Genomic DNA, 18,294 nt, shown 5'->3' with positions numbered 1-18,294 from the left:
ATGTCACTGAGTGGATTGCGCCAGCCGCTCCGTCTGTTGACCGGATTCAGCATTTTTGATGCTGTCACCAAAGATAAACTTCGGCTTCAGCACTCGGATCAGGGATGGCATAACGAACAGCGATGTAAACGCTGCCACGAGCAACCAGAGCCCAATCAATGTCCCCATCTCCGCCTGGAACCGCAGCGAAGAGAGAGACCAGAACAAAACGCCGGCCGCGAGAGTCACCGATGTGAGGAGTACACCGCGGCCAGCAGAAAACAGGGATTGCCGAATAGCCTCCATGGGCTCAGACTCCGGATATCTCTCAAGATATTCCTTCACAGAATCAACGATATAAAAGGCATAATCGACACCCAGTCCAATCCCGAGCGCAACTACCGGGAGAGTGCTGATACTCATGCCAATTCCCTGCCACGCCATAAAGGCAAAGGTCACCACGTTGGAGATAAGCACCGGGACGATGAAGAAAACGCCGCTGGCAGAGGATCGGTAGACGGCCAGACAAGAGAGAATGACCACCAGCAGAGCAAGCGCAATCGCCTCAATCTGGTCAGACAGAAGGATTTCATTGACGGCAGCGATAATGCCGAGAGACCCTCCCGCCAAGCGAACCTTCACGCCCTCCAGAGGGTTCTCATCAATGTATCTCCGAATCTGATAGGTCGCCTGGCGCAGTGTTTCACCCTGACGGTCCCGGAAAAACAGAATGACTGAGCCGTTGCGGAACAAGGGGTCTGCAAACTGTGCCAAGTCGTCGGGTGCGGCACCCTGCATGTAAAAACTGATCAGCTCGCCATTCTCGAGTTGCGTTGCGCCTAACTCGCTGTAGCGGGGATTGCCTTCATAGAGATTTCTGCGCACATCCAGCACGATATCGGCGAGGGAGACACTGCCACCGACTTGGGGAAGCCGCTCCATCCGACGCTGAAAGCCCTGCATCCAGGCAAGCACGTCCGGGCGCTTGAGGGCATCGTTCTCTTCAGACTCAATCACAATGAACATCTGCTCAGTGCCGGGATAACTGGCGTTGATCCTTGCGCTATCCCTGTTAAACGCGGAATCCTCCCAGAGCACCGGCGAACCGGTGGTGGCGTCACCGATCGTCAAGTCCGTCGCCTTGAAGACAAGCAGGCCAACAACCAGCAGAGTCACGGGTATCACGAAAAAGCGCGCTCGGGTTTCCACAACCCGAACCGCAAGTGTGAGAACAGCCGTCAGCAGAAAGCGCAGATTGAGCGGGTGTGCATTACGCAGAGGAGTCTTGACCCAGCTCAGCATGACCGGCGTGAGGATCACCGCCGAGAAACCAATGGTGACAACCCAGATTGCACCGATAATGGACACTTTCTGGATCAGCGGGATGGGCGTGAGCAGCACACAGAGGATTGCACCGGCGTCGGAAACCAACCCAAGCAGCCCGGGCCGGAATAGCTCCTTCATGGTTTGTTCAGCAGACTTGCGGGGTGAGATGCCCTCGCCCTCGCAAATATCATCAAATCGGGTGATCAGTTGAACTGCATGACTGAAACAACGCGCCGTGATGATGAACGCCACAACAATGACCAGTGGGTCAAAATTGAACCCGAGCAGTACGCCGATGCTCAGTGCCCAGATCGCCGAGACCACGCCGCTGAGTAGAGGGAGCAGCGTGCCACGCCAGGTGCGGTTGAGCAGGAAGAGCGCAAACAACATGGCTCCGAGGGAGACCAGCGCGATCGTGACGGTTTCGTCGAGGAAATGGTCCACCCAGCCATAAAGGATTGGTTCCCCTACAACATGGTACGTCACTTTATCCGCTACCGGTGAGGCATCCAGAATGGACTGGACCTGCGGAAAAATGCGGCTGTAATCTACCAGATGGTCATAGAAGTCCATCTGGATGAGCGTTGAAGAGAGATCCGGCTCAACGTAGATCCCGTACACCAGCGGGTTACTGACAATTGCTTCCCTCAGATCCTCAATTCCCGCCTCAGTCTCTGGCACATCCGGCCACATCAGCGGAACGCTTTCAATACCCATAGAAGACGCACGGACAGACTTGAGTTTGCGAGATGCAAGGGAGACAATCTGGAATGAGTTTACGCCACTCACTTTTGCCAGTTCGCGGGTTACCCGCTGGACTTCCTGGAGTATCGGGAGGGTCATAATATCCCCGTCCCGGGCCTGAACCAGAATAGAAACCTTGTTACTGCCGCCAAAAGTTTCCTTGTAGGCCTCGTGCACATCCACGTATTCGTGGTCGCTCGGAATCATGTCGCTGAACACAGTACGAACATCGATTCTGAGCAGGTTCAGAGCCATCAGCGCGGTGCTGAGGAAAATGATAACCGCGACCCAACCCCGATAACGGATTGAGACTTCAGATAAAGACCGTGCAACCTGATTAATCATGATCAGCGCCCTCCCGCCAGCGAGTCAGGCAAGCTCATCCAGCGCTCCCCAGACAGCAAACCGATTGACTGGCCAGCAACGAGAACACCGTTTTCTGTTGCCAGTAAGCGCGTGTGATAGCCATCTGCGAAGCCTTCGGGGGATAGCAGGCTCCAGCTTTCGCCATCCTGTGAGCTCAATAGAACCCCGCTGTTACCGGTAGCCAGCCATCGCTCTCCGTCATTGATTACATCATAAAGATGCTCTGATGTTGGTGACGAAACCTCGGCCCAGTTCAAGCCGGAATCGTCTGTGCGGAAAATTACCCCACCATTACCCACGATGACGCCTTCCGTTCCATGAAATGCCACGGAACGGAGACTTTCATAACCTAGTTCCTGACTTTTCCAGCCCTCGCCCTGATCGACAGAGCGATAGAGCGTTCCAAACTCGGCGGTGATCCAGAGATCACCATTTTGGGTTCGGGCAATATCGTTGAGTGCCACATCGCCTTCAATGCTGAGGTCTTCCCATTGAGTGACTTCAGCATCAGTACGGAAAATCGCACCCATCTCACCGATCACCCAGAAGTAGCCGTCCTGCCAGGTAACTTCGATCAACTTGCCTGCAATGTCGGAAACCGGCAGGTGATACGGCGCCCACTCTCCATTACCGTGATGCCTGAACGTCCAACCGGCATTGCCAACCGCCAGGACCGTTCCATCAGTTGAAGCAGCGATACCCTGAAGGTTCACGGGCTCCGACATGATATGGCGTTGCCATTGCTCTATCGTCTGTCCTCCCTCGAGGATCAGACCGTTATTACCCGCAAACCAGAACTGGCCCGGTGCGGATTCACTCACGTCATAAAACAGGTCACGAGGCTCGTTAAGCGGTTGCGGTAACGGCAAAGCCTCGACACCGGGCTTGATGAACGCTGCTGCGTAAGCCAGCCCACCGACGATCGCCCAGGGCGCTATTTGCGCTGCAAAACCCAGAACTTTACCCACCATGAGGAGTCCCCGCGGCAGAAGCCTTTGATGACTGCTGACTGAGCCAGCGGAAACTCTTCCCGCCCAAAGACACGCCGGTTAACTGTTCGGCCAGGCTTACAACTGGGATGAGATCAAGGGGATTAATTCCAGTGCCATACCCCATACTATTGAGCAACAGCACCACATCTTCGGTGGCCACATTACCGGTGGCACCCGGCGAAAACGGACAGCCACCGAGACCGCCAATGGATGAATCAAACTCACGTACACCGCGATCCACGGCAGCCGTGATATTGGCTAAAGCCATACCCCGCGTATCGTGGAAATGACAGGACAGAATGTCGGAACCCACTTCGCTGATGACCGCATCCAGCAGACGGCGAACATGTTCCGGATTTGCGGCACCAATGGTGTCGGCAATGATGACCCTGCTTGCCCCGGCCTGTTTCACAAGTTTGGCGAACCGCGCAACGACCGCTGGCTCCACCAACCCCTCAAACGGACACTCGAATGCCACCGCCAGATAAGCCTGAACCTCAACGCCCTCGCGCCGGCCGCGCTCAATAATCGCCGTGCAAACCTCAACGGTCTGTGGCAGCGACATGCAGATGTTTTTCTGGTTCATGGTTTCAGTCACAGAAAGAACGACATTCACCACATTTGCGCCGGCAGCAACCGCAAGCTCATAGCCTTTCATATTCGGCACAAGCCCGGCGTAACGCACCGCGTTTCGCTCTGGAAGCAGCGCAAACAGATCATCCGTACCCGCCATTTGAGGAACTGCTTTTGGTGACACAAAGCTGCCTGCCTCGACGCTTTTAAGTCCAGCCTTCACCAGCGCCTGGATCAGAGACAGCCGGCTCTCCACCGATAACGTCTTGCCCTGGCTCTGCAGCCCGTCACGGGGACCCACTTCATTGATACGAATTTTCATGCTGCTTCCTCCCGTTACCCGACGGCCTTACTGGCCTTTAACTCGCTTATGCGCTGAGCGCTGTAACCGAGTGATCTGAGCACTTCCTCCGTGTGCTGCCCCAACAAGGGTGGCGCGGTGAAGGAATCCGAGGAGTCCACGCTAAGTTTGATCGGGTTACCAGGCGCCTTGACCACACCGCCGTCCGACTGAGGGATATCCACCACCATTTTCCGGAACAGCACTTGTGGGTCAGTCAGTGCATCCGAGAACTTGTTGACCGGCCCGCAGGGAATACGAGCGCTGGAGAGCTGCTCAACCCAGTGTTCTGTGCTGTTAGTTTGCAGCAGTTCGGTGAGGATTCCATTGATCTTGTGTTTGTCGGCAAAGCGACCAGGCTGGGTTTTGTATTTGGAGTCCCGGAGCTCATCAATGTCGAGCAACTCGACCAAGCTGTCCCAGAAACTGTCGAAGATTACCGCGATAATCACAAAACCATTACTGGTTCTGAAGGAGTCGTAGGGCACATGAACAAAATGTCCGTTACCAATGGGCGTCGGGTTATCACCGCTGAGGAAGTGCATGGTAGCCATGTAGTTCAGCATGCTGATCTGGCAATCCAGCATGGAGATATCCACGTGCTGGCCGTAGCCTTTAGCGTTCCTTGACTGCAGCGCCGCAAGGATGCCCATCGCTGCAAACATGCCCCCGCCAAGGTCGCCAATGGGAACACCTGAACGTGCGGGATGTTCAGAATCATGACCAGTAATGGACATGCCACCACCAATACCCTGCACAACCAGATCAAATGCCGGCCGGCTGAAGTTGGGGCCATCCTGACCGAAGCCAGTAATGGAACAGGTTATGATGCGAGGATTTATTTCTGACAGGTGTTTGTGATCGATTTTAAGTTTGGCGGGGACACCGGCGGAAAAGTTATCCAGAACGATGTCTGCATCCTTCACCAGATCGTAGAAGGTGCTGAGGCCACTATCGCTTTTCAGATCGATACAGACGCTTTTCTTGTTTCGGTTGAGCGTTATGAAATAGGCGCCCTGCCCGTCGTAAGAGTTATTAGGATCTTTGGCAAGAAGAGCGCGGGTACCCTCCCCTTTGAGAGGCTCAACCTTTATGGTGTCTGCCCCCATATCAGCAAGGAGCATTCCCGCATACGGACCAGAGAGCATATGCGTCAGATCGAGAATCCGGACGCCTTCCAGAGGTTTGGTCATGTTCAGTCAGCACACTGTTGTCGAATGAATTGTTGTTGCCCTTTGCAACGGGGCTTTTAAATCATTCAACGCAAGCGCGGTGCCAACTCACAAAAAAACGACTAAAACACCTGCAATCAACTGAAAAATATTGACTTTATTATATGTAGAAACCGAGATAGGTATAACCCGAAATGCAGGAAGCCATTTCACCATGAAATAACTGAATTTCACAATGAAATTACTCTGTTCTTTGGCAAAGGTATTACAATCCGGAAAACGCAAAGTCCACTTCCGGTTTTCGGCCATCAACAATATCGGCCAGCGCTGCGGCGGAGCCACAGGAGTGAGTCCACCCTAAAGTGCCGTGCCCGGTGTTCAGATAAAGGTTAGCAAAGTGGCTCTTGCCCACGTAAGGGACATTAGAGGGAGTGGCGGGGCGCAGCCCTGTCCAGAACTCGGCCTGATCCCAGTCACCCGCCTCAGGCATTATTTCTGCGGTTCTGCGCACAATGGCGCGGCAGCGGGTGTAATTGAGGTTACGACTGTAACCACTCAGCTCGGCCGTGCCTGCGACACGGATACGATCGCCCAACCGTGAATACACCAGCTTATACTCATCATCCGTCAGGCTGACATTGAACGCCGCTTCTTCATTCTTCACCGGTACAGTGATCGAATAGCCTTTAGCCGGGTAGATATTCAAAAATAGCCCGAGTTGTCGGGCAAGTGCTGCACTGAAGCTTCCGAGGCTGAGCACATAGGCGTCTGCCCGCATGGTTTCATGGTGGCCGTCCCTCAGAACCTGCACTCCAAGAATACGCTCACCGGCTCGTTCGAAACCAAGAATATCGGTGCCATAACAGAACTCCACACCGGCATCCTGACACCTCTGGGCAAGCGCTTGCGTAAACTTGTGGGCGTCGCCAGATTCGTCTTCAGAAGTGTAGGTTGCGCCCGCTATTTTGTACTGGATATGCTTGAGTGCAGGCTCCAACTCTACCGCTCTATTCGCATCTATTACCTGGCGGTCACATCCGAGATCGCACATGATCCGGGTTGGCTCAAGCGCTGCGTCGAACTCCGCCGGGTCGGTGTAAAAATGCAGAATGCCCTTTTCCACCTGGTCGTATTCCAGTCCGGTTTCCTCGCGCAAAGCCTGTAACTGGCTGCGACTGTAAGTGCCGAGATTAACCATCTGACGGATGTTATGGGCGGCCTTGGCCGAGGTGCACTGGCCCAAAAAAGACAGCGCCCAACGCCACTGCGCCGGGTCCAGCTTAGGGCGGAACAGCAGAGGCGCATCCGCCCGGAATAGCCATTTCAGAACTTTCAGAGGCGCGGAAGGGTTGGCCCACGGCTCTGCGTGCGAGACCGAAATCTGACCTCCATTTGCATAACTGGTTTCCAGGCCGGCCTGGCTCTGTCGGTCTATTACCGTTACCTGATGGCCCTGCTTTTGCAAAAACCACGCGGTGGTTGTACCAACAACTCCTGCGCCCAAAACCAGTACGTGCATGCTTGCCTCTTTTCAATGAGAGCCCGCACTGCTGAAGATGATTCGGGAGTTCCAGCAGGGCTCTGGTCAGTATTCAGAAAAAGAAATAGTTCTTCGGGAGTCTTGATTGGAGCGTGAGGCTTCAGTACTTGTGACTTATGTCATCAGCCACCGGAGCGTGTTACAACCCAACCCTTTTGTTCCAGAAGAGGAATAAGTACGTCACGTTGATCTCCCTGGATTTCAACAACGCCCTCCTTCACCGTGCCGCCAGTGCCGCATTTGGCTTTGAGCACTTTGGCGTAGGCTTTGAGTTCCTTCTCGTCCATGGGGATACCGGTAATCAGCGTTACACCCTTTCCCTTGCGCCCCTTGGTCTCGCGACTGACCCTAACGATACCGTCACCTTCCGGGCGTTGAGGCTGGCGGCAGGTGCAGTCTGAAACAGGGTTGCGACATTCGGGACACATTCGCCCTTGCTCGGTTGAAAACACCAGCCCGCCTGTAGATCGATTCGCCATTTATCCCCCGTATCTAAGGCTCCTGGAGTTTATGACCCAAAAGAGCCTTCAGCTTTTTAAAAGCCTTCACCCTGCAATAAAACCTGCTGCTTTTCAGTCCATACCGGGAGGATACTTGGTGAACATCTCGGCGACCACCTCGTCAACCAGCTTACGGCGGGTTTCCGGGGACTGGTTTTCATTAAGATAGCGACGGCTGGCAGCACGCCAGACAACTTCTTCAGTGCTCTTGTCTACCAGCTCAACCACAAGCTTTCCTTCTTTGACTTCGCGCACGGGAGGCGGTGCAGAAAGCCCCCAGCCAAAATTGCCCGTACCAAAACCAAAGCCAAGCCCGACACCAGACTGCTGAAGGCGGTCCTCTTCCACAATTTGCCAGCTCACCAGAAGGTCGGCTTCCGGCTCTGCCACCTTGCGTAAAGACTTACTGTTGAGCTCCCGCTCAACCGCGTTCTGCACACGATTTCCATCCAGAGAAACGAACGAGGAATTGCCGGCACCGGGCGCGAAGGCCCAGGATGAATAGTCGCCGAAAACGACGGCTGAGTTGTAATCAGTCACCACGTTACTGGCGCACCCGGTCATTGCCAGTGCTACCAGCGCTGCCATCAGAATACGAGCCATTGTCTACTCCTTGGTTTCTTAGAGTCTTGGTATCAAGTATACGCACAAGACACTTATCCGATGCGATTTTGCCCAATCATGTTTCAAAACTGTAATCCAGTTTGTGAGCGTCACAAAAGGCGGAGAACACTTCCGCCTGATCTTCCGGAACGAGAACGCGCGCGGCGACCGAAGCGCCGTAGGTAACGGAATCCAGCTCGGCCGCATTCATATCGCACCAATGCCGCAGTGGCTGCTCATCGGCAAACCCCATTGTTATGTTTGCTGCACTGAGCGGTTTGTGGACGACCCTGCCCACTTCTGAAAGCACGCTCTCAGCGGCGCCGGCGTAGGCTCTTACAAGGCCTCCGGCGCCAAGTTTGATGCCGCCAAAATAGCGAATCACCATCACGAGGACATCGCCCATATCCTTGTGCTGAATCACGCTGAGAATCGGTTTGCCTGCGGTACCTGAAGGCTCGCCATCATCGTTCATAGCGGCTTCTGCTGCGGAGCCAGGGCGTCCGACCTGGTAGGCCCAGCAAATATGGCGCGCATCTGGATGATCCTGATGCGCCTTTTCCAGCCAGTCTTTCACCTCATCCCGGGAACCCACAGGCGCAACCCGGGCAATAAAGCGGCTTTTCTTCACTTCTGTTTCGCGCTCAAGGAAGCTGGCAGGTACCGGATAATCTTTTTTCATAAATTAGCCCGTGGTTATGATCAATCAACAGCAAACACCGGTAGCCGGGCCACAACCTGCAAACCACCGCGCGCGCTGTTAGTTGCCGCGATATCCCCATCATGGGCCTGCAGAATATCCTTGGCGATTGCCAAACCAAGCCCCCAGCCTTTGCCGCCACGGGATTTGTCAGCCCGGAAAAATGGCTCGAAGAGATGTTCCAGGATTTCATCTGCGACCCCTGGCCCCTCATCCTCGATCGTCAGGCTTATCCAACCTGCAGACAACGTCAGCGCGACATGAACCACCTTGCCCGGCGGGGTATGGTCCAGAGCATTCTGCAGGATATTGTCAAAGGCCCGCTGCAACAGGCCTGCATCCCCAAGCACGGACACACCGGTGCTTTCAGGCATTGAAACCAACTTGCAATCCACCCCATGATGCTCTGCGTAGTCTGCCGAGTCCCGTAACACCTGACTCAGAAGATCCACGGGCCGCACAGGCTCCCGCGCAATATCTCCACCCTGCTCGGTAACCCGATACAAAGTCAGTATCTGCCCGGTCATGGTATCAAGACGCTCGTTCTGGCGCAGAATACTGGCCATCAGTTCACCTTCCACGCCGCCTTCACTGGCCAGTTCAATGGCAACGCGCTGACGCGCCAGCGGGGTTCGCAAATCATGGGAAATGTCCCGTAGCAGGTGTTTCTGCCGGCCCAGCAGGGTGCAAAGCTGATCCGTCATCGCATTAAACGCCGTCGCCAGTTGCCCCACCTCATCTCTGCGCGCCGCTATACGCTCATTGACTCGCAACTCTGTATTACCCCCGGCGATAGCCTGTGCGGTGGATTCCATATGCTTCATGGGCCGCGATACAAAGCGCGCAATCAACCAACAAGCCAAGGTGATCAGAACAAACGCCAACCCCATTTCCATAAATCGGAAAACCCGGGGTTCCAGCCAGCCCTCACCGTCCATTTTCGGCCACGCAACCAATCGATACCCATCACCGACATCTACAATCGCGGGCTTTTGCCGATACCATCCGGATTCAATCCGTGACCGAATGGCCGACGGTAAGCGTTTGTCATCATCAGCACTGATCATCATCAGGTGCAGGCCCAGCTCTTCCCCCTGCGCCCGGAGAAATCTGTGGGCATCCCTGCGCCCACGGCTATCACGGATGGCTGACACCTCAAACCCAAGATCCCGCAGCTCAAGCTGGCGCTCAATGGCAGCGCGCTCGCGATCCAGTAATACCCGCGAGGCCAGGTTACTCACAACCACCGTTATGGCCATGGCCAGCCAGATCAACAGGAAGATACGCCAGAACAGCGGCACCATCAGCCGGCGTTTCATACCGGCACCCGGTAACTGTACCCAAGACCGCGCACTGTCTCGATCCGGGGCGGATCATCATTGCCCAGTTTTTTACGAAGATTACTGATGTGCATATCCAGTGTCCGGTCGAAGGCCTCGAGGCGGCGCCCCAGAGCCCATTGCATCAGGTCTGTCTTGCGCACTACGCTACCGGCATGAGCCAGCAACACCTGCAGAATTTCGTACTCTGTCGCCGTCAATTCCAAAGGCTCGTTGTGCTGGTATATGCGGCGGTGATCAGGCTCTAAGCGCAAATCCCCATAGTGCCGCTCCGCCTTCACTTCAGCCTTCTGATCCCAGGCAACCCGACGCAGAATCGCCTGAAGCCGGGCAACCAGCTCACGGGGGTTGCAGGGCTTGGGAATATAGTCATCCGCACCTACCTCAAATCCTACTATGCGATCCGTTTCATCTCCCCGGGCGGTCAGCAATACCACCGGCAGATGCGTTTCAGAACGTAATTCACGCAGCACCTCCAGCCCGTTAATATCCGGCAGCATTATGTCCAGCACAACAATATCGCAATGTTGCCCGAGCGCCAGTGCCAGCCCGTCCCTTCCATTGGCGGCTTCGCGCACAGTGAACCCCTGGCCGCTCAAGTAGCGGGCAAGCAGTTCACGAAGCTCGTCGTCATCTTCTACCAGCAGGACTCTGTTCTGCATCGTTTGTCTCTACCCAGGTTTACCCGATCAATATACACAAGATGTGTTGACCGAAGTCTAACACGGGCCCCGGAACCTGCTGACTCTGGCCTGCATTCCTTTGCAGAACCTTTACATGCCGCTGACGCTCGTTTACCAAGACCCGCAGTACCATAGCGGTGAATCATGCTTCTGCCGCAACGCGGCTAATAATGCGAGGAAATATCATGACTAAACGTAAAACATCTACCATTGCTGCCGGCCTTCTGGCGACCACATTGCTTGCCGCCAGTCCGATGCTGATGGCAGGTAACCACTCGGAACATGATGGTGACAGCTACCGTGGCAAGCACCACGACAAAACTGAAATGTGCGAAAACATGCGCGAGGGTAAAGGCCCTTTCAACAAAGAAGAACGGCAGGAAAAAATGGCCGAGAAGCGCGAAGCTATGGCGGAGCGCCTGAAGCTGAACGACGAGCAGCGTGGAATCTGGAACGAGATTCACGAAGAAAGGCGTCAACAGCACGAAAAGCGCATGGAAAAAATGATGGAAGAGATGGAAAAACGCTGCGACCAGTCTAAGGAGTGATCACAAGCCGGGTTTTGACGTAAGGTATTGGGAGCGATCAAGGAGTCCGCCCCAGCCATGTCAGAACCCGCAGTATCATCTATAACGATCGAGGCCTGCCATTCCCTTTCCGACATCCCCCGGGAAACATGGGAAAGGCTGGCAGGCACCGACAATCCGTTTCTTCGATACGAGTTTTTCGAGGCGCTGGAAACGTCCCGCTGTACCACTGAGGAAACCGGCTGGAAGCCCTGCCATCTTGTATTCCGTCTGGAAGGCGACATTGCCGGGGTTGCACCCGCCTACCTCAAGTCCCACTCCATGGGCGAGTATGTATTTGACTGGGCCTGGGCGGATGCTTACCGCCGTTATGGGCTGGATTATTACCCCAAACTCCTGATAGCCGTCCCTTTTACACCTTCCCAAGGGCCGAGGCTGCTGCTTGATCCACAACTGCGCAGTGCTCTCGATGCCCATCGGATTCACAATCTTCTGGACACCCTCATCGCCGACCTTGGCGCTCACTCGTGGCACCTTCTGTTTCCGAATGCAGATGATCAGCAACTGCTACAGCATGAAGAACAGCTGCACCGCATTGGCTGCCAGTTCCACTGGCACAATCGCGGCTATGGATGCTTCGACGATTTTCTTGGCCAACTCACGTCCCGCAAGCGCAAATCCATACGCAAGGAACGCCGGCAGGTCGCAGAGCAGGATATTACGTTCACCCAGTTTCAGGGACGAGACATCCCCGACCATGTTCTTGCTGCTTTCTATGTATTCTATCAAGCAACTTACCTGAAACGCGGGCAGCGGCCTTATCTGACCCAGCAGTTCTTTGAACAGATGCGGGAGAAAATGCCGGAGCACCTGCACGTGATAATGGCCGTAAAGGATGGAGAGATGATTGCGGGGGCTCTGTTTCTGAGTGGGCAGAACACACTCTACGGCCGCTACTGGGGCTGCCTTGAGGAGTACAACCACCTGCACTTTGAAACCTGTTACTACCAGGGCATTGAATTGGCCATTGAACTGGGCCTCCAAACGTTCGACGCAGGCGCACAGGGGGAACACAAACTGGTGCGCGGCTTCGAGCCTGTGCTCACGCATTCATGGCATGGGATCGCCCACCCTGCCTTTCATGAGGCTATTGAAGCGTTTACATGGGAAGAAGCGGAACAGGTTATGGGTTACTACGAGGACGCCAAAACGGCGCTCCCGTTCCGGCAGAACGACGGAGCCTGATGGGGTCACCCTCCGGGCGTTGCAGGCTCCGCATTCATATCAGCTTTCCTTGATCCGGAAACCTATTTTCAGCGACACCTGATAGTGGCCAACCTTGCCATCAACAATGTGTCCACGGGTTTCCGTTACCTCGAACCACTCCATATTGCGAATGCTCTTCGCCGATTCCGCGAGGGCATTTTCGATCGCGCCCTCAATGCTTTTCTCTGACGAACCTACAATTTCAACTTTCTTGTACACGTGGTTATCGGACATACCAAAGCTCCTTGGACTCAGTGGCTTTCTCCAAAAGCCTATAAGACAAGCCGCTGCCCGGCAAATCACAACCTTGCAAGCTTAGGGAGAAGCACGCTACCGATTTCCAAGCTATCTGCTCATTACCTAAATGAGATACCGAACAAGCGCGGCCGCTAGGATACCAGCTGCAATCGCTGGCAGTGGCTTCTTGATAATGAGCATGACAACGGCGGTAACTGACAGGGCCGCAAGCGCGCCTGCATCACCACCAAACGCCATAGGCACAATGATGGCGATCAGCACGGAGCTGGCCATGGCATTGATAAAACTCTCAATGCGAGGACTTATCCGCACATAGGACATAACAAACACGCCGCCGAACCGGGTGACCAGGGTAACCAGCATCATGATCAGTATTAATGCCAGAACGCCTGTCGTGTTGGTTTCAATGGTCATGCCGGTTCCTCCACATCCTTATCAGCCGGCTTCTTTTCAAGCCAGAAGAAGCCGACTAAACCACCAGCAAGGGCTCCGGCGACCACATGCGTATTGGCGGGCAGCCACTTCCATGCCGCCAGCGACGCAACAGCTGCCAGAGACCAGGCAACCAGCACCCGTGGGTTCTTCTTTCCGCCCAGTGCCATGGCCAGCAAAAAACAGCCCAGAACCATGTCCATTCCAAGGCTTTTAGGGTTCTGCAAAAGCCCGCCAAAATACACGCCCAGCCAGGTGCCGACAATCCACGCCAACCAGAGCGCCAGGCCACCGCCCAGAATCACCTCCAGGTTCCGTCTGCCACTTTGATACTCTTGGGCAGATATGGCCCAGTTGGCATCTGTCAGAAGCAAAATAAGGCCATAGCGTTTAGCCGGGGACACATCCTTCAGCATGGGATAAAGCGAAGCGCCCATCAAAAGGTGTCGGGAATTGATGGCAAAAACCACAACCATAACGGGGATAACAGAGACTTCAGCTCCCCACATATCAATCGCAGCAAACTGCGAGGCGCCGGCAAATACCAGGGTGCTCATCAGCAGCGACTCTAGCGGAGCCAGACCTTTCTGCACCGCCGCCAAGCCAAATGCAGCGCCGAACGCCACCACAAAGAGTGAAATAGGGAACATCCGGATAAGTTCGGAGCGAACCTTCGCGGGCTGGAACTGATAGGAGTATGGCGTATTTTTCATCTACGCAAGCTAAGGAAGTTTTGCGGAAACGCGTATAGGTACTTTCCGCATACGTGGAAAATAGCCTGCCCAATCTACTGCTCGGGAGCCATATCGGAGCTATCCACCAGCCGGGCCCGAACCCTTGGCAGGTATTGCGGATAGTGGTTCTGGACAAAGGCCACCAATCCCTCCCGCACTGCGCAACGCAGATCCCAGGTCTGACTGGAATTCGAGGCGCTCATCAGAAAACGTATCTGCAAAGCCCGATCGCTGGAGTCGGTTACCTGCACCGTCTCTATTTTTCCGTCCCACTGAGGCGATTGTCTGAGCAGGCGTGCAAACTCCTCGCGCAACGGCTGCACCGGCATGGCGTAATCGAGCCAGAGAAAAACCGTGCCCATCAGGTCGGCGGTATTGCGCGACCAGTTCTGAAACGGGTTCTCGATAAACCATTGCAATGGCACGATCAGCCGGCGCAGATCCCAGACCCGCAACACCACGTAGGTCGCGGTCACTTCCTCGACCCAGCACCACTCACCCTGAACATGGAGTACATCGTCAATGCGGAACGGCTGGGTCAGCGCAATCTGCATGCCCGCCAGCAGGTTACCCAGCACGGGACGGGCCGCGAAGCCCAAAACAATGCCACCAATACCCGCGGAGGCCAGCAAACTGCCGCCAACGTGGCGTACGCCGTCAAAGGTCATCAGGGCTGCCCCCAGCCCTATGATCACAATCAGGATATTAAGGCCGCGAACCAGAAAACGGGTCTGTGTTTCGACTTTACGGGCACGTTTCCATTGACCCTCAAGCACCGGGTTGAGCGTGACAATCACATCACCGATGGCCGAGGTGCAGCGCACCGCCGCCCAGGTCATCGACAAGATCAGCAGCAGCGTGGCGAAATGCTGCAGCTCTGCAAGCAGGGGAAGGCCTTCGGGTGCGGCTTCCAGGACCCCGTTCAGCACCAGCAGACACAAAACGACGCCCAGGGCGCGGGCCGCTGCGTCAAGAAAGATACGGGGAACGGCCTTGGAGCGGGTAAACCGGCGTGTCAGTGCCAACGCAATGCGATAGGCGGCGTAGGTTGCCACCAGCGCCAGTAACGCGGACGCTCCCGGCAACAGCCATGCGGTGAGACCGGCCTTGATAGACTCCAGCATCCTTTACTCCCGGGACAATGACTCTTAAGCCCTCAAACTAGCGCATGACCGCGGGTTGTGGCAAAAGAAAGTAAGCCTGCCCCGACTTTTTGGAATCGTCAGTGCCCATCCAGACACCACATCTACAATTGACCTCTCCGCTTAGAGCGATTAGTTTACTTTCAGTCCGGCCCCACAAGGGCAATCCCCTTCGGGAGATCCGGGCACCTGAAATCAAACGCCGGCCACAAGCCGGACGACAAAAACAACACCGCCACTGCCGCCGAGATCCGGCCAGGTGGAGAGGATTTCAAAATGCCTATACCAGCACGTCCCCGGGACGTCTTGTGCCGTGCACAGTCGCGCCCCTCTGCTAAGACCCTCGCCTTTCATTTCCGCAGGTTAACGCCCGTCAGGGCCAGGGAAGAGAGGTAAGCCGCCATGAACGTATTCAGCCATCCCGAATTTGATAACCACGAACACCTGTCCTTTTTCTGCGACCCAGAAACCGGGCTCAAAGCCATTGTGGCCATCCATAACACCTCCCGCGGGCCGGCTCTGGGCGGTTGCAGGATGTTCCCCTATGCCAGCGATGAAGAAGCCTTGCGCGATGTGTTGCGTCTGTCTCGTGGCATGACGTACAAATCCGCGCTTGCCAACCTTGATCTGGGCGGCGGCAAATCGGTCATAATCGGCAACCCGCGCACGCACAAAAGCGACGCCTTGCTGGAAGCCATGGGCAGGCATCTGGAGGGGCTTGGCGGCCAGTATATTGCCGCCGAAGACTCCGGAACCAGCGTGCCGGATCTGAAGATAATGGGGCAACATACGAAGCACGTTGCAGGCATTGTCGAGCGCACCGCTTTTGACGGCCAGCCCAGCACTGGTGACCCCTCCCCTACGACGGCCTATGGCACATTTGTTGGTTTGAAAGCGGCGGTAAAGCACAAACTTGGCCGCGAGGACCTGACCGGTTTGAAAGTTGCTATTCAGGGTGTTGGTAACGTGGGTTACCGCCTGGCCCGCCACCTGACAGAAGCCGGCGCAGAACTTTGGGTGCACGACATTCACCAGGAGAACATGCAGCGTGCGGTGGATGAACTGGGAGCTCATGCAGCATCCGCCGAGGACATCCTGCTCCTGCCGGTAGATGTAATCGCACCCTGCGCCATGGGTGCCGTGCTTAACGACGATAGCATCCCCCGCTTGAAAACTACGGTCATTGCGGGCGCAGCTAACAACCTCTTACAACGCCCGGATCACGATCGGGCGCTGAAGGACCGGGGCATCCTCTATGCTCCGGACTTTGCCATTAACGCCGGCGGCATCATTGATGTGTTCTACGAGCGTACCGGAGCTTCTCCGGAAAAAGTGCGAGCCCATGTGGAGGGCATCGGCCGAACCCTGGCTGAGATCTTTATGCGCTCGGATCGCAGCTGCGTACCAACCGGAGAGGTCGCCAACACAATCGCCGAAGAACGCTTCCGGAAACACTCCGGCGTGGCTGTGGCATCGCGCGAGCGCTTTTCTGGCGCGATATAACTAATAGCATTTTCTTTACGGGGCCGTGCTCAATTCACGGCTTCCGCTCTTACAAACAAAAACAAGTATCTCTCAGGAGACAATCATGTCTGAATCAAGCGCGCCTATTTCAGGTGCAATGAAAGGCTCGAACGCCAAACGGGGGCTCTGGTCCTCACGCCTGGCTTTTATTCTTGCGGCCACAGGTTCTGCCGTTGGTCTGGGTAATGTCTGGAAGTTCCCCTACATCACCGGTGAAAATGGCGGTGGTGCCTTTGTACTGGTTTATCTTTTGTGTATAGCGGCTATTGGCCTGCCCATCATGATGGCCGAAGTGCTGATTGGTCGCCGTGGCGGCCGCAGCCCGGTTAACAGCCTCAGAGAAATTGCCAGGCATGACAAGCTGAACCCGGCCTGGCCTATCGTCGGCGCAATCGGGGTGATCGCCGGCTTCCTGATTCTGTCGTTCTACTCAGTGATTGGTGGCTGGGCGGCATCCTATGTGGTCAAAGCGGGCAGCGGGCAGCTTGCCGGCCAGTCTGCGGATGCCATTGGTGCCATTTTCTCTGACCTGTTGGCTGATCCGGCCACCCTGCTGATGTGGCACACTCTGTTTATGGCGCTGGTTATGCTTGTGGTGGCAAAAGGCGTTCGTGCAGGGCTTGAGCGGGCGGTCAGCATTCTCATGCCGGCATTGTTCCTGTTGCTGCTCACGGTGGTCGGCTACGCCATGACCACCGGTGAGTTCGGTCGGGCCGTGACCTTCCTGTTCCAGCCGGACTTCTCCAAACTCACCACCTCGGGCATTCTGGTGGCATTGGGCCACGCCTTCTTCACCCTGAGCCTCGGCATGGCTGTGATGATGGCTTACGGTTCCTACTTGCCAAAAAATATTTCCATCGCCAAAACCTCCATTGCCGTGTGCGTAATCGATACAGGGGTGGCTCTGCTTGCGGGCCTGGCCATTTTCCCGATTGTGTTTGCGAACGGCCTTGAGCCGGGAGCAGGCCCCGGCCTGATCTTTCAGACCCTGCCGCTGGCATTCGCCCAGATGCCCATGGGCAGCCTGTTCGGAACCCTGTTCTTTGTGTTGCTGATATTTGCCGCCTGGACATCGGGCATTTCCCTGTTGGAGCCCATCGTGGAATGGCTGGAAGAGCAAAAAGGCATGAACCGCACGACTAGTACATTGGGTGCTGGCTTTGTGTGCTGGGCACTGGGCATTACATCGATCCTTTCCCTGAACCTGTGGTCGGATTTTGCGCCACTGGGGGCGATCAGTATGCTTGAAGGCAAAACCATCTTTGATCTGCTGGACTTCTTTACCGCCAACATCCTGTTGCCTCTTGGCGGACTGCTGATTGCCGTGTTTGCCGGCTGGGTGATGTCACGCCAGGCAATGGAGGACGAACTGGCGCTCTCAAAGCCCATGTTCCGCCTCTGGTACATCACCGTGCGCTACATCACGCCGGTGGCTGTGGGGGCAGTTTTTATCTACAACCTGATCGGATCTTGAGCCACGTCAAATCTGAAGCCAAGCTGAAACGGACCGGGATGAGCTGAGTGCTGCTGGCAGCTATCGCCATTGCCATTCT

At 55.5% G+C, this 18,294-nt stretch carries 18 protein-coding genes; 4 read left to right on the top strand and 14 right to left on the bottom strand.

Annotated elements, in window-relative coordinates; genetic code table 11:
• Positions 1-3 precede the first annotated feature (3 nt).
• From BUA49_RS07485 to BUA49_RS07440, 10 genes are all read right to left on the bottom strand, one after another.
• Positions 4-2,394, bottom strand: a complete 2,391-nt coding sequence (locus tag BUA49_RS07485; protein ID WP_072796554.1) for an efflux RND transporter permease subunit — start codon at positions 2,392-2,394, stop codon at positions 4-6.
• Positions 2,395-2,396: 2 nt separating this feature from the next.
• Entirely contained in the window at positions 2,397-3,386 is a 990-nt protein-coding gene (locus BUA49_RS07480; protein ID WP_072796553.1) for a WD40/YVTN/BNR-like repeat-containing protein, read from the bottom strand.
• Positions 3,376-4,302, bottom strand: a complete 927-nt coding sequence (locus BUA49_RS07475; protein ID WP_072796552.1) for a hydroxymethylglutaryl-CoA lyase — start codon at positions 4,300-4,302, stop codon at positions 3,376-3,378. Before BUA49_RS07475 ends, BUA49_RS07480 begins: the two co-directional genes overlap by 11 nt.
• Before the next feature lie 14 nt (positions 4,303-4,316).
• Positions 4,317-5,513: a CaiB/BaiF CoA transferase family protein gene (locus BUA49_RS07470; RefSeq protein ID WP_072796551.1), complete on the bottom strand. Its 1,197-nt coding sequence runs from the start codon at positions 5,511-5,513 to the stop codon at positions 4,317-4,319.
• A gap of 244 nt (positions 5,514-5,757) precedes the next feature.
• The gene (locus BUA49_RS07465; protein WP_072796550.1) at positions 5,758-7,011 is read right to left on the bottom strand and encodes a D-amino acid dehydrogenase; all 1,254 of its coding nucleotides are present in this window, start codon (positions 7,009-7,011) and stop codon (positions 5,758-5,760) included.
• A gap of 143 nt (positions 7,012-7,154) precedes the next feature.
• Complete coding sequence (locus BUA49_RS07460) at positions 7,155-7,511, bottom strand: translation initiation factor Sui1 (protein WP_072796549.1); 357 nt, start codon at positions 7,509-7,511, stop codon at positions 7,155-7,157.
• 93 nt (positions 7,512-7,604) lie between these two features.
• Entirely contained in the window at positions 7,605-8,135 is a 531-nt protein-coding gene (locus tag BUA49_RS07455; protein WP_072796548.1) for a DUF4136 domain-containing protein, read from the bottom strand.
• Between the two features lie 76 nt (positions 8,136-8,211).
• Positions 8,212-8,817 carry a YigZ family protein gene (locus BUA49_RS07450; protein WP_072796547.1) on the bottom strand — a complete coding sequence of 202 codons (606 nt, stop codon included), beginning with the start codon at positions 8,815-8,817 and terminating at the stop codon, positions 8,212-8,214.
• Between the two features lie 20 nt (positions 8,818-8,837).
• On the bottom strand, positions 8,838-10,154 hold the full coding sequence (locus BUA49_RS07445) for a sensor histidine kinase (RefSeq protein WP_072796546.1): 1,317 nt from the start codon (positions 10,152-10,154) through the stop codon (positions 8,838-8,840).
• Positions 10,151-10,837 (bottom strand): response regulator transcription factor, encoded by a 687-nt coding sequence (locus BUA49_RS07440; RefSeq protein WP_072796545.1) that lies wholly within the window; start codon positions 10,835-10,837, stop codon positions 10,151-10,153. The genes BUA49_RS07445 and BUA49_RS07440 overlap by 4 nt, the downstream gene beginning before the upstream one ends.
• A gap of 206 nt (positions 10,838-11,043) precedes the next feature.
• On the opposite strand from BUA49_RS07440, the gene BUA49_RS07435 reads away from it, so the two are divergent.
• Together BUA49_RS07435 and BUA49_RS07430 are read left to right on the top strand one after the other, a co-directional pair.
• Positions 11,044-11,406, top strand: a complete 363-nt coding sequence (locus tag BUA49_RS07435; RefSeq protein WP_072796544.1) for a hypothetical protein — start codon at positions 11,044-11,046, stop codon at positions 11,404-11,406.
• Positions 11,407-11,463: 57 nt separating this feature from the next.
• The gene (locus BUA49_RS07430) at positions 11,464-12,630 is read left to right on the top strand and encodes a GNAT family N-acetyltransferase (RefSeq protein WP_072796543.1); all 1,167 of its coding nucleotides are present in this window, start codon (positions 11,464-11,466) and stop codon (positions 12,628-12,630) included.
• A 39-nt stretch (positions 12,631-12,669) separates the two neighbouring features.
• On the opposite strand, the gene BUA49_RS07425 is transcribed toward BUA49_RS07430, so the two are convergent.
• The 4 genes from BUA49_RS07425 to BUA49_RS07410 form a co-directional block, all read right to left on the bottom strand.
• Positions 12,670-12,885 carry a dodecin gene (locus BUA49_RS07425; protein ID WP_072796542.1) on the bottom strand — a complete coding sequence of 72 codons (216 nt, stop codon included), beginning with the start codon at positions 12,883-12,885 and terminating at the stop codon, positions 12,670-12,672.
• Between the two features lie 126 nt (positions 12,886-13,011).
• A complete protein-coding gene (locus BUA49_RS07420) occupies positions 13,012-13,323 on the bottom strand; it encodes an AzlD family protein (RefSeq protein WP_072796541.1) in 312 nt (103 codons plus the stop codon).
• Positions 13,320-14,054: an AzlC family ABC transporter permease gene (locus BUA49_RS07415; RefSeq protein ID WP_072796540.1), complete on the bottom strand. Its 735-nt coding sequence runs from the start codon at positions 14,052-14,054 to the stop codon at positions 13,320-13,322. Before BUA49_RS07415 ends, BUA49_RS07420 begins: the two co-directional genes overlap by 4 nt.
• A 74-nt stretch (positions 14,055-14,128) precedes the next feature.
• Positions 14,129-15,199: a mechanosensitive ion channel family protein gene (locus tag BUA49_RS07410; protein ID WP_072796539.1), complete on the bottom strand. Its 1,071-nt coding sequence runs from the start codon at positions 15,197-15,199 to the stop codon at positions 14,129-14,131.
• 420 nt (positions 15,200-15,619) lie between these two features.
• Between BUA49_RS07410 and BUA49_RS07405 the strand changes: the two genes are divergently transcribed.
• Together BUA49_RS07405 and BUA49_RS07400 are read left to right on the top strand one after the other, a co-directional pair.
• A complete protein-coding gene (locus tag BUA49_RS07405) occupies positions 15,620-16,720 on the top strand; it encodes a Leu/Phe/Val dehydrogenase (RefSeq protein ID WP_072796538.1) in 1,101 nt (366 codons plus the stop codon).
• 85 nt (positions 16,721-16,805) lie between these two features.
• Positions 16,806-18,215 carry a sodium-dependent transporter gene (locus tag BUA49_RS07400; RefSeq protein WP_072796537.1) on the top strand — a complete coding sequence of 470 codons (1,410 nt, stop codon included), beginning with the start codon at positions 16,806-16,808 and terminating at the stop codon, positions 18,213-18,215.
• The last annotated feature ends 79 nt before the right edge of the window (positions 18,216-18,294 follow it).

Source organism: Marinobacter antarcticus, assembly GCF_900142385.1.
Lineage (GTDB): Bacteria > Pseudomonadota > Gammaproteobacteria > Pseudomonadales > Oleiphilaceae > Marinobacter > Marinobacter antarcticus.
This window is presented reverse-complemented; position numbering and strand designations above follow the sequence as displayed.

Excerpts from the sequence above, each read along its gene's own strand:
- BUA49_RS07465 (WP_072796550.1), bottom strand. The coding sequence starts at position 7,011 with ATGCACGTACTGGTTTTGGGCGCAGGAGTTGTTGGTACAACCACCGCG.
- BUA49_RS07450 (WP_072796547.1), bottom strand. The coding sequence starts at position 8,817 with ATGAAAAAAGATTATCCGGTACCTGCCAGCTTCCTTGAGCGCGAAACA.
- BUA49_RS07455 (WP_072796548.1), bottom strand. The coding sequence starts at position 8,135 with ATGGCTCGTATTCTGATGGCAGCGCTGGTAGCACTGGCAATGACCGGG.
- BUA49_RS07480 (WP_072796553.1), bottom strand. The coding sequence starts at position 3,386 with ATGGTGGGTAAAGTTCTGGGTTTTGCAGCGCAAATAGCGCCCTGGGCG.
- BUA49_RS07405 (WP_072796538.1), top strand. The coding sequence starts at position 15,620 with ATGAACGTATTCAGCCATCCCGAATTTGATAACCACGAACACCTGTCC.
- BUA49_RS07400 (WP_072796537.1), top strand. The coding sequence starts at position 16,806 with ATGTCTGAATCAAGCGCGCCTATTTCAGGTGCAATGAAAGGCTCGAAC.
- BUA49_RS07425 (WP_072796542.1), bottom strand. The coding sequence starts at position 12,885 with ATGTCCGATAACCACGTGTACAAGAAAGTTGAAATTGTAGGTTCGTCA.
- BUA49_RS07460 (WP_072796549.1), bottom strand. The coding sequence starts at position 7,511 with ATGGCGAATCGATCTACAGGCGGGCTGGTGTTTTCAACCGAGCAAGGG.
- BUA49_RS07415 (WP_072796540.1), bottom strand. The coding sequence starts at position 14,054 with ATGAAAAATACGCCATACTCCTATCAGTTCCAGCCCGCGAAGGTTCGC.
- BUA49_RS07470 (WP_072796551.1), bottom strand. The coding sequence starts at position 5,513 with ATGACCAAACCTCTGGAAGGCGTCCGGATTCTCGATCTGACGCATATG.
- BUA49_RS07445 (WP_072796546.1), bottom strand. The coding sequence starts at position 10,154 with ATGAAACGCCGGCTGATGGTGCCGCTGTTCTGGCGTATCTTCCTGTTG.
- BUA49_RS07485 (WP_072796554.1), bottom strand. The coding sequence starts at position 2,394 with ATGATTAATCAGGTTGCACGGTCTTTATCTGAAGTCTCAATCCGTTAT.
- BUA49_RS07440 (WP_072796545.1), bottom strand. The coding sequence starts at position 10,837 with ATGCAGAACAGAGTCCTGCTGGTAGAAGATGACGACGAGCTTCGTGAA.
- BUA49_RS07435 (WP_072796544.1), top strand. The coding sequence starts at position 11,044 with ATGACTAAACGTAAAACATCTACCATTGCTGCCGGCCTTCTGGCGACC.
- BUA49_RS07430 (WP_072796543.1), top strand. The coding sequence starts at position 11,464 with ATGTCAGAACCCGCAGTATCATCTATAACGATCGAGGCCTGCCATTCC.
- BUA49_RS07420 (WP_072796541.1), bottom strand. The coding sequence starts at position 13,323 with ATGACCATTGAAACCAACACGACAGGCGTTCTGGCATTAATACTGATC.
- BUA49_RS07475 (WP_072796552.1), bottom strand. The coding sequence starts at position 4,302 with ATGAAAATTCGTATCAATGAAGTGGGTCCCCGTGACGGGCTGCAGAGC.
- BUA49_RS07410 (WP_072796539.1), bottom strand. The coding sequence starts at position 15,199 with ATGCTGGAGTCTATCAAGGCCGGTCTCACCGCATGGCTGTTGCCGGGA.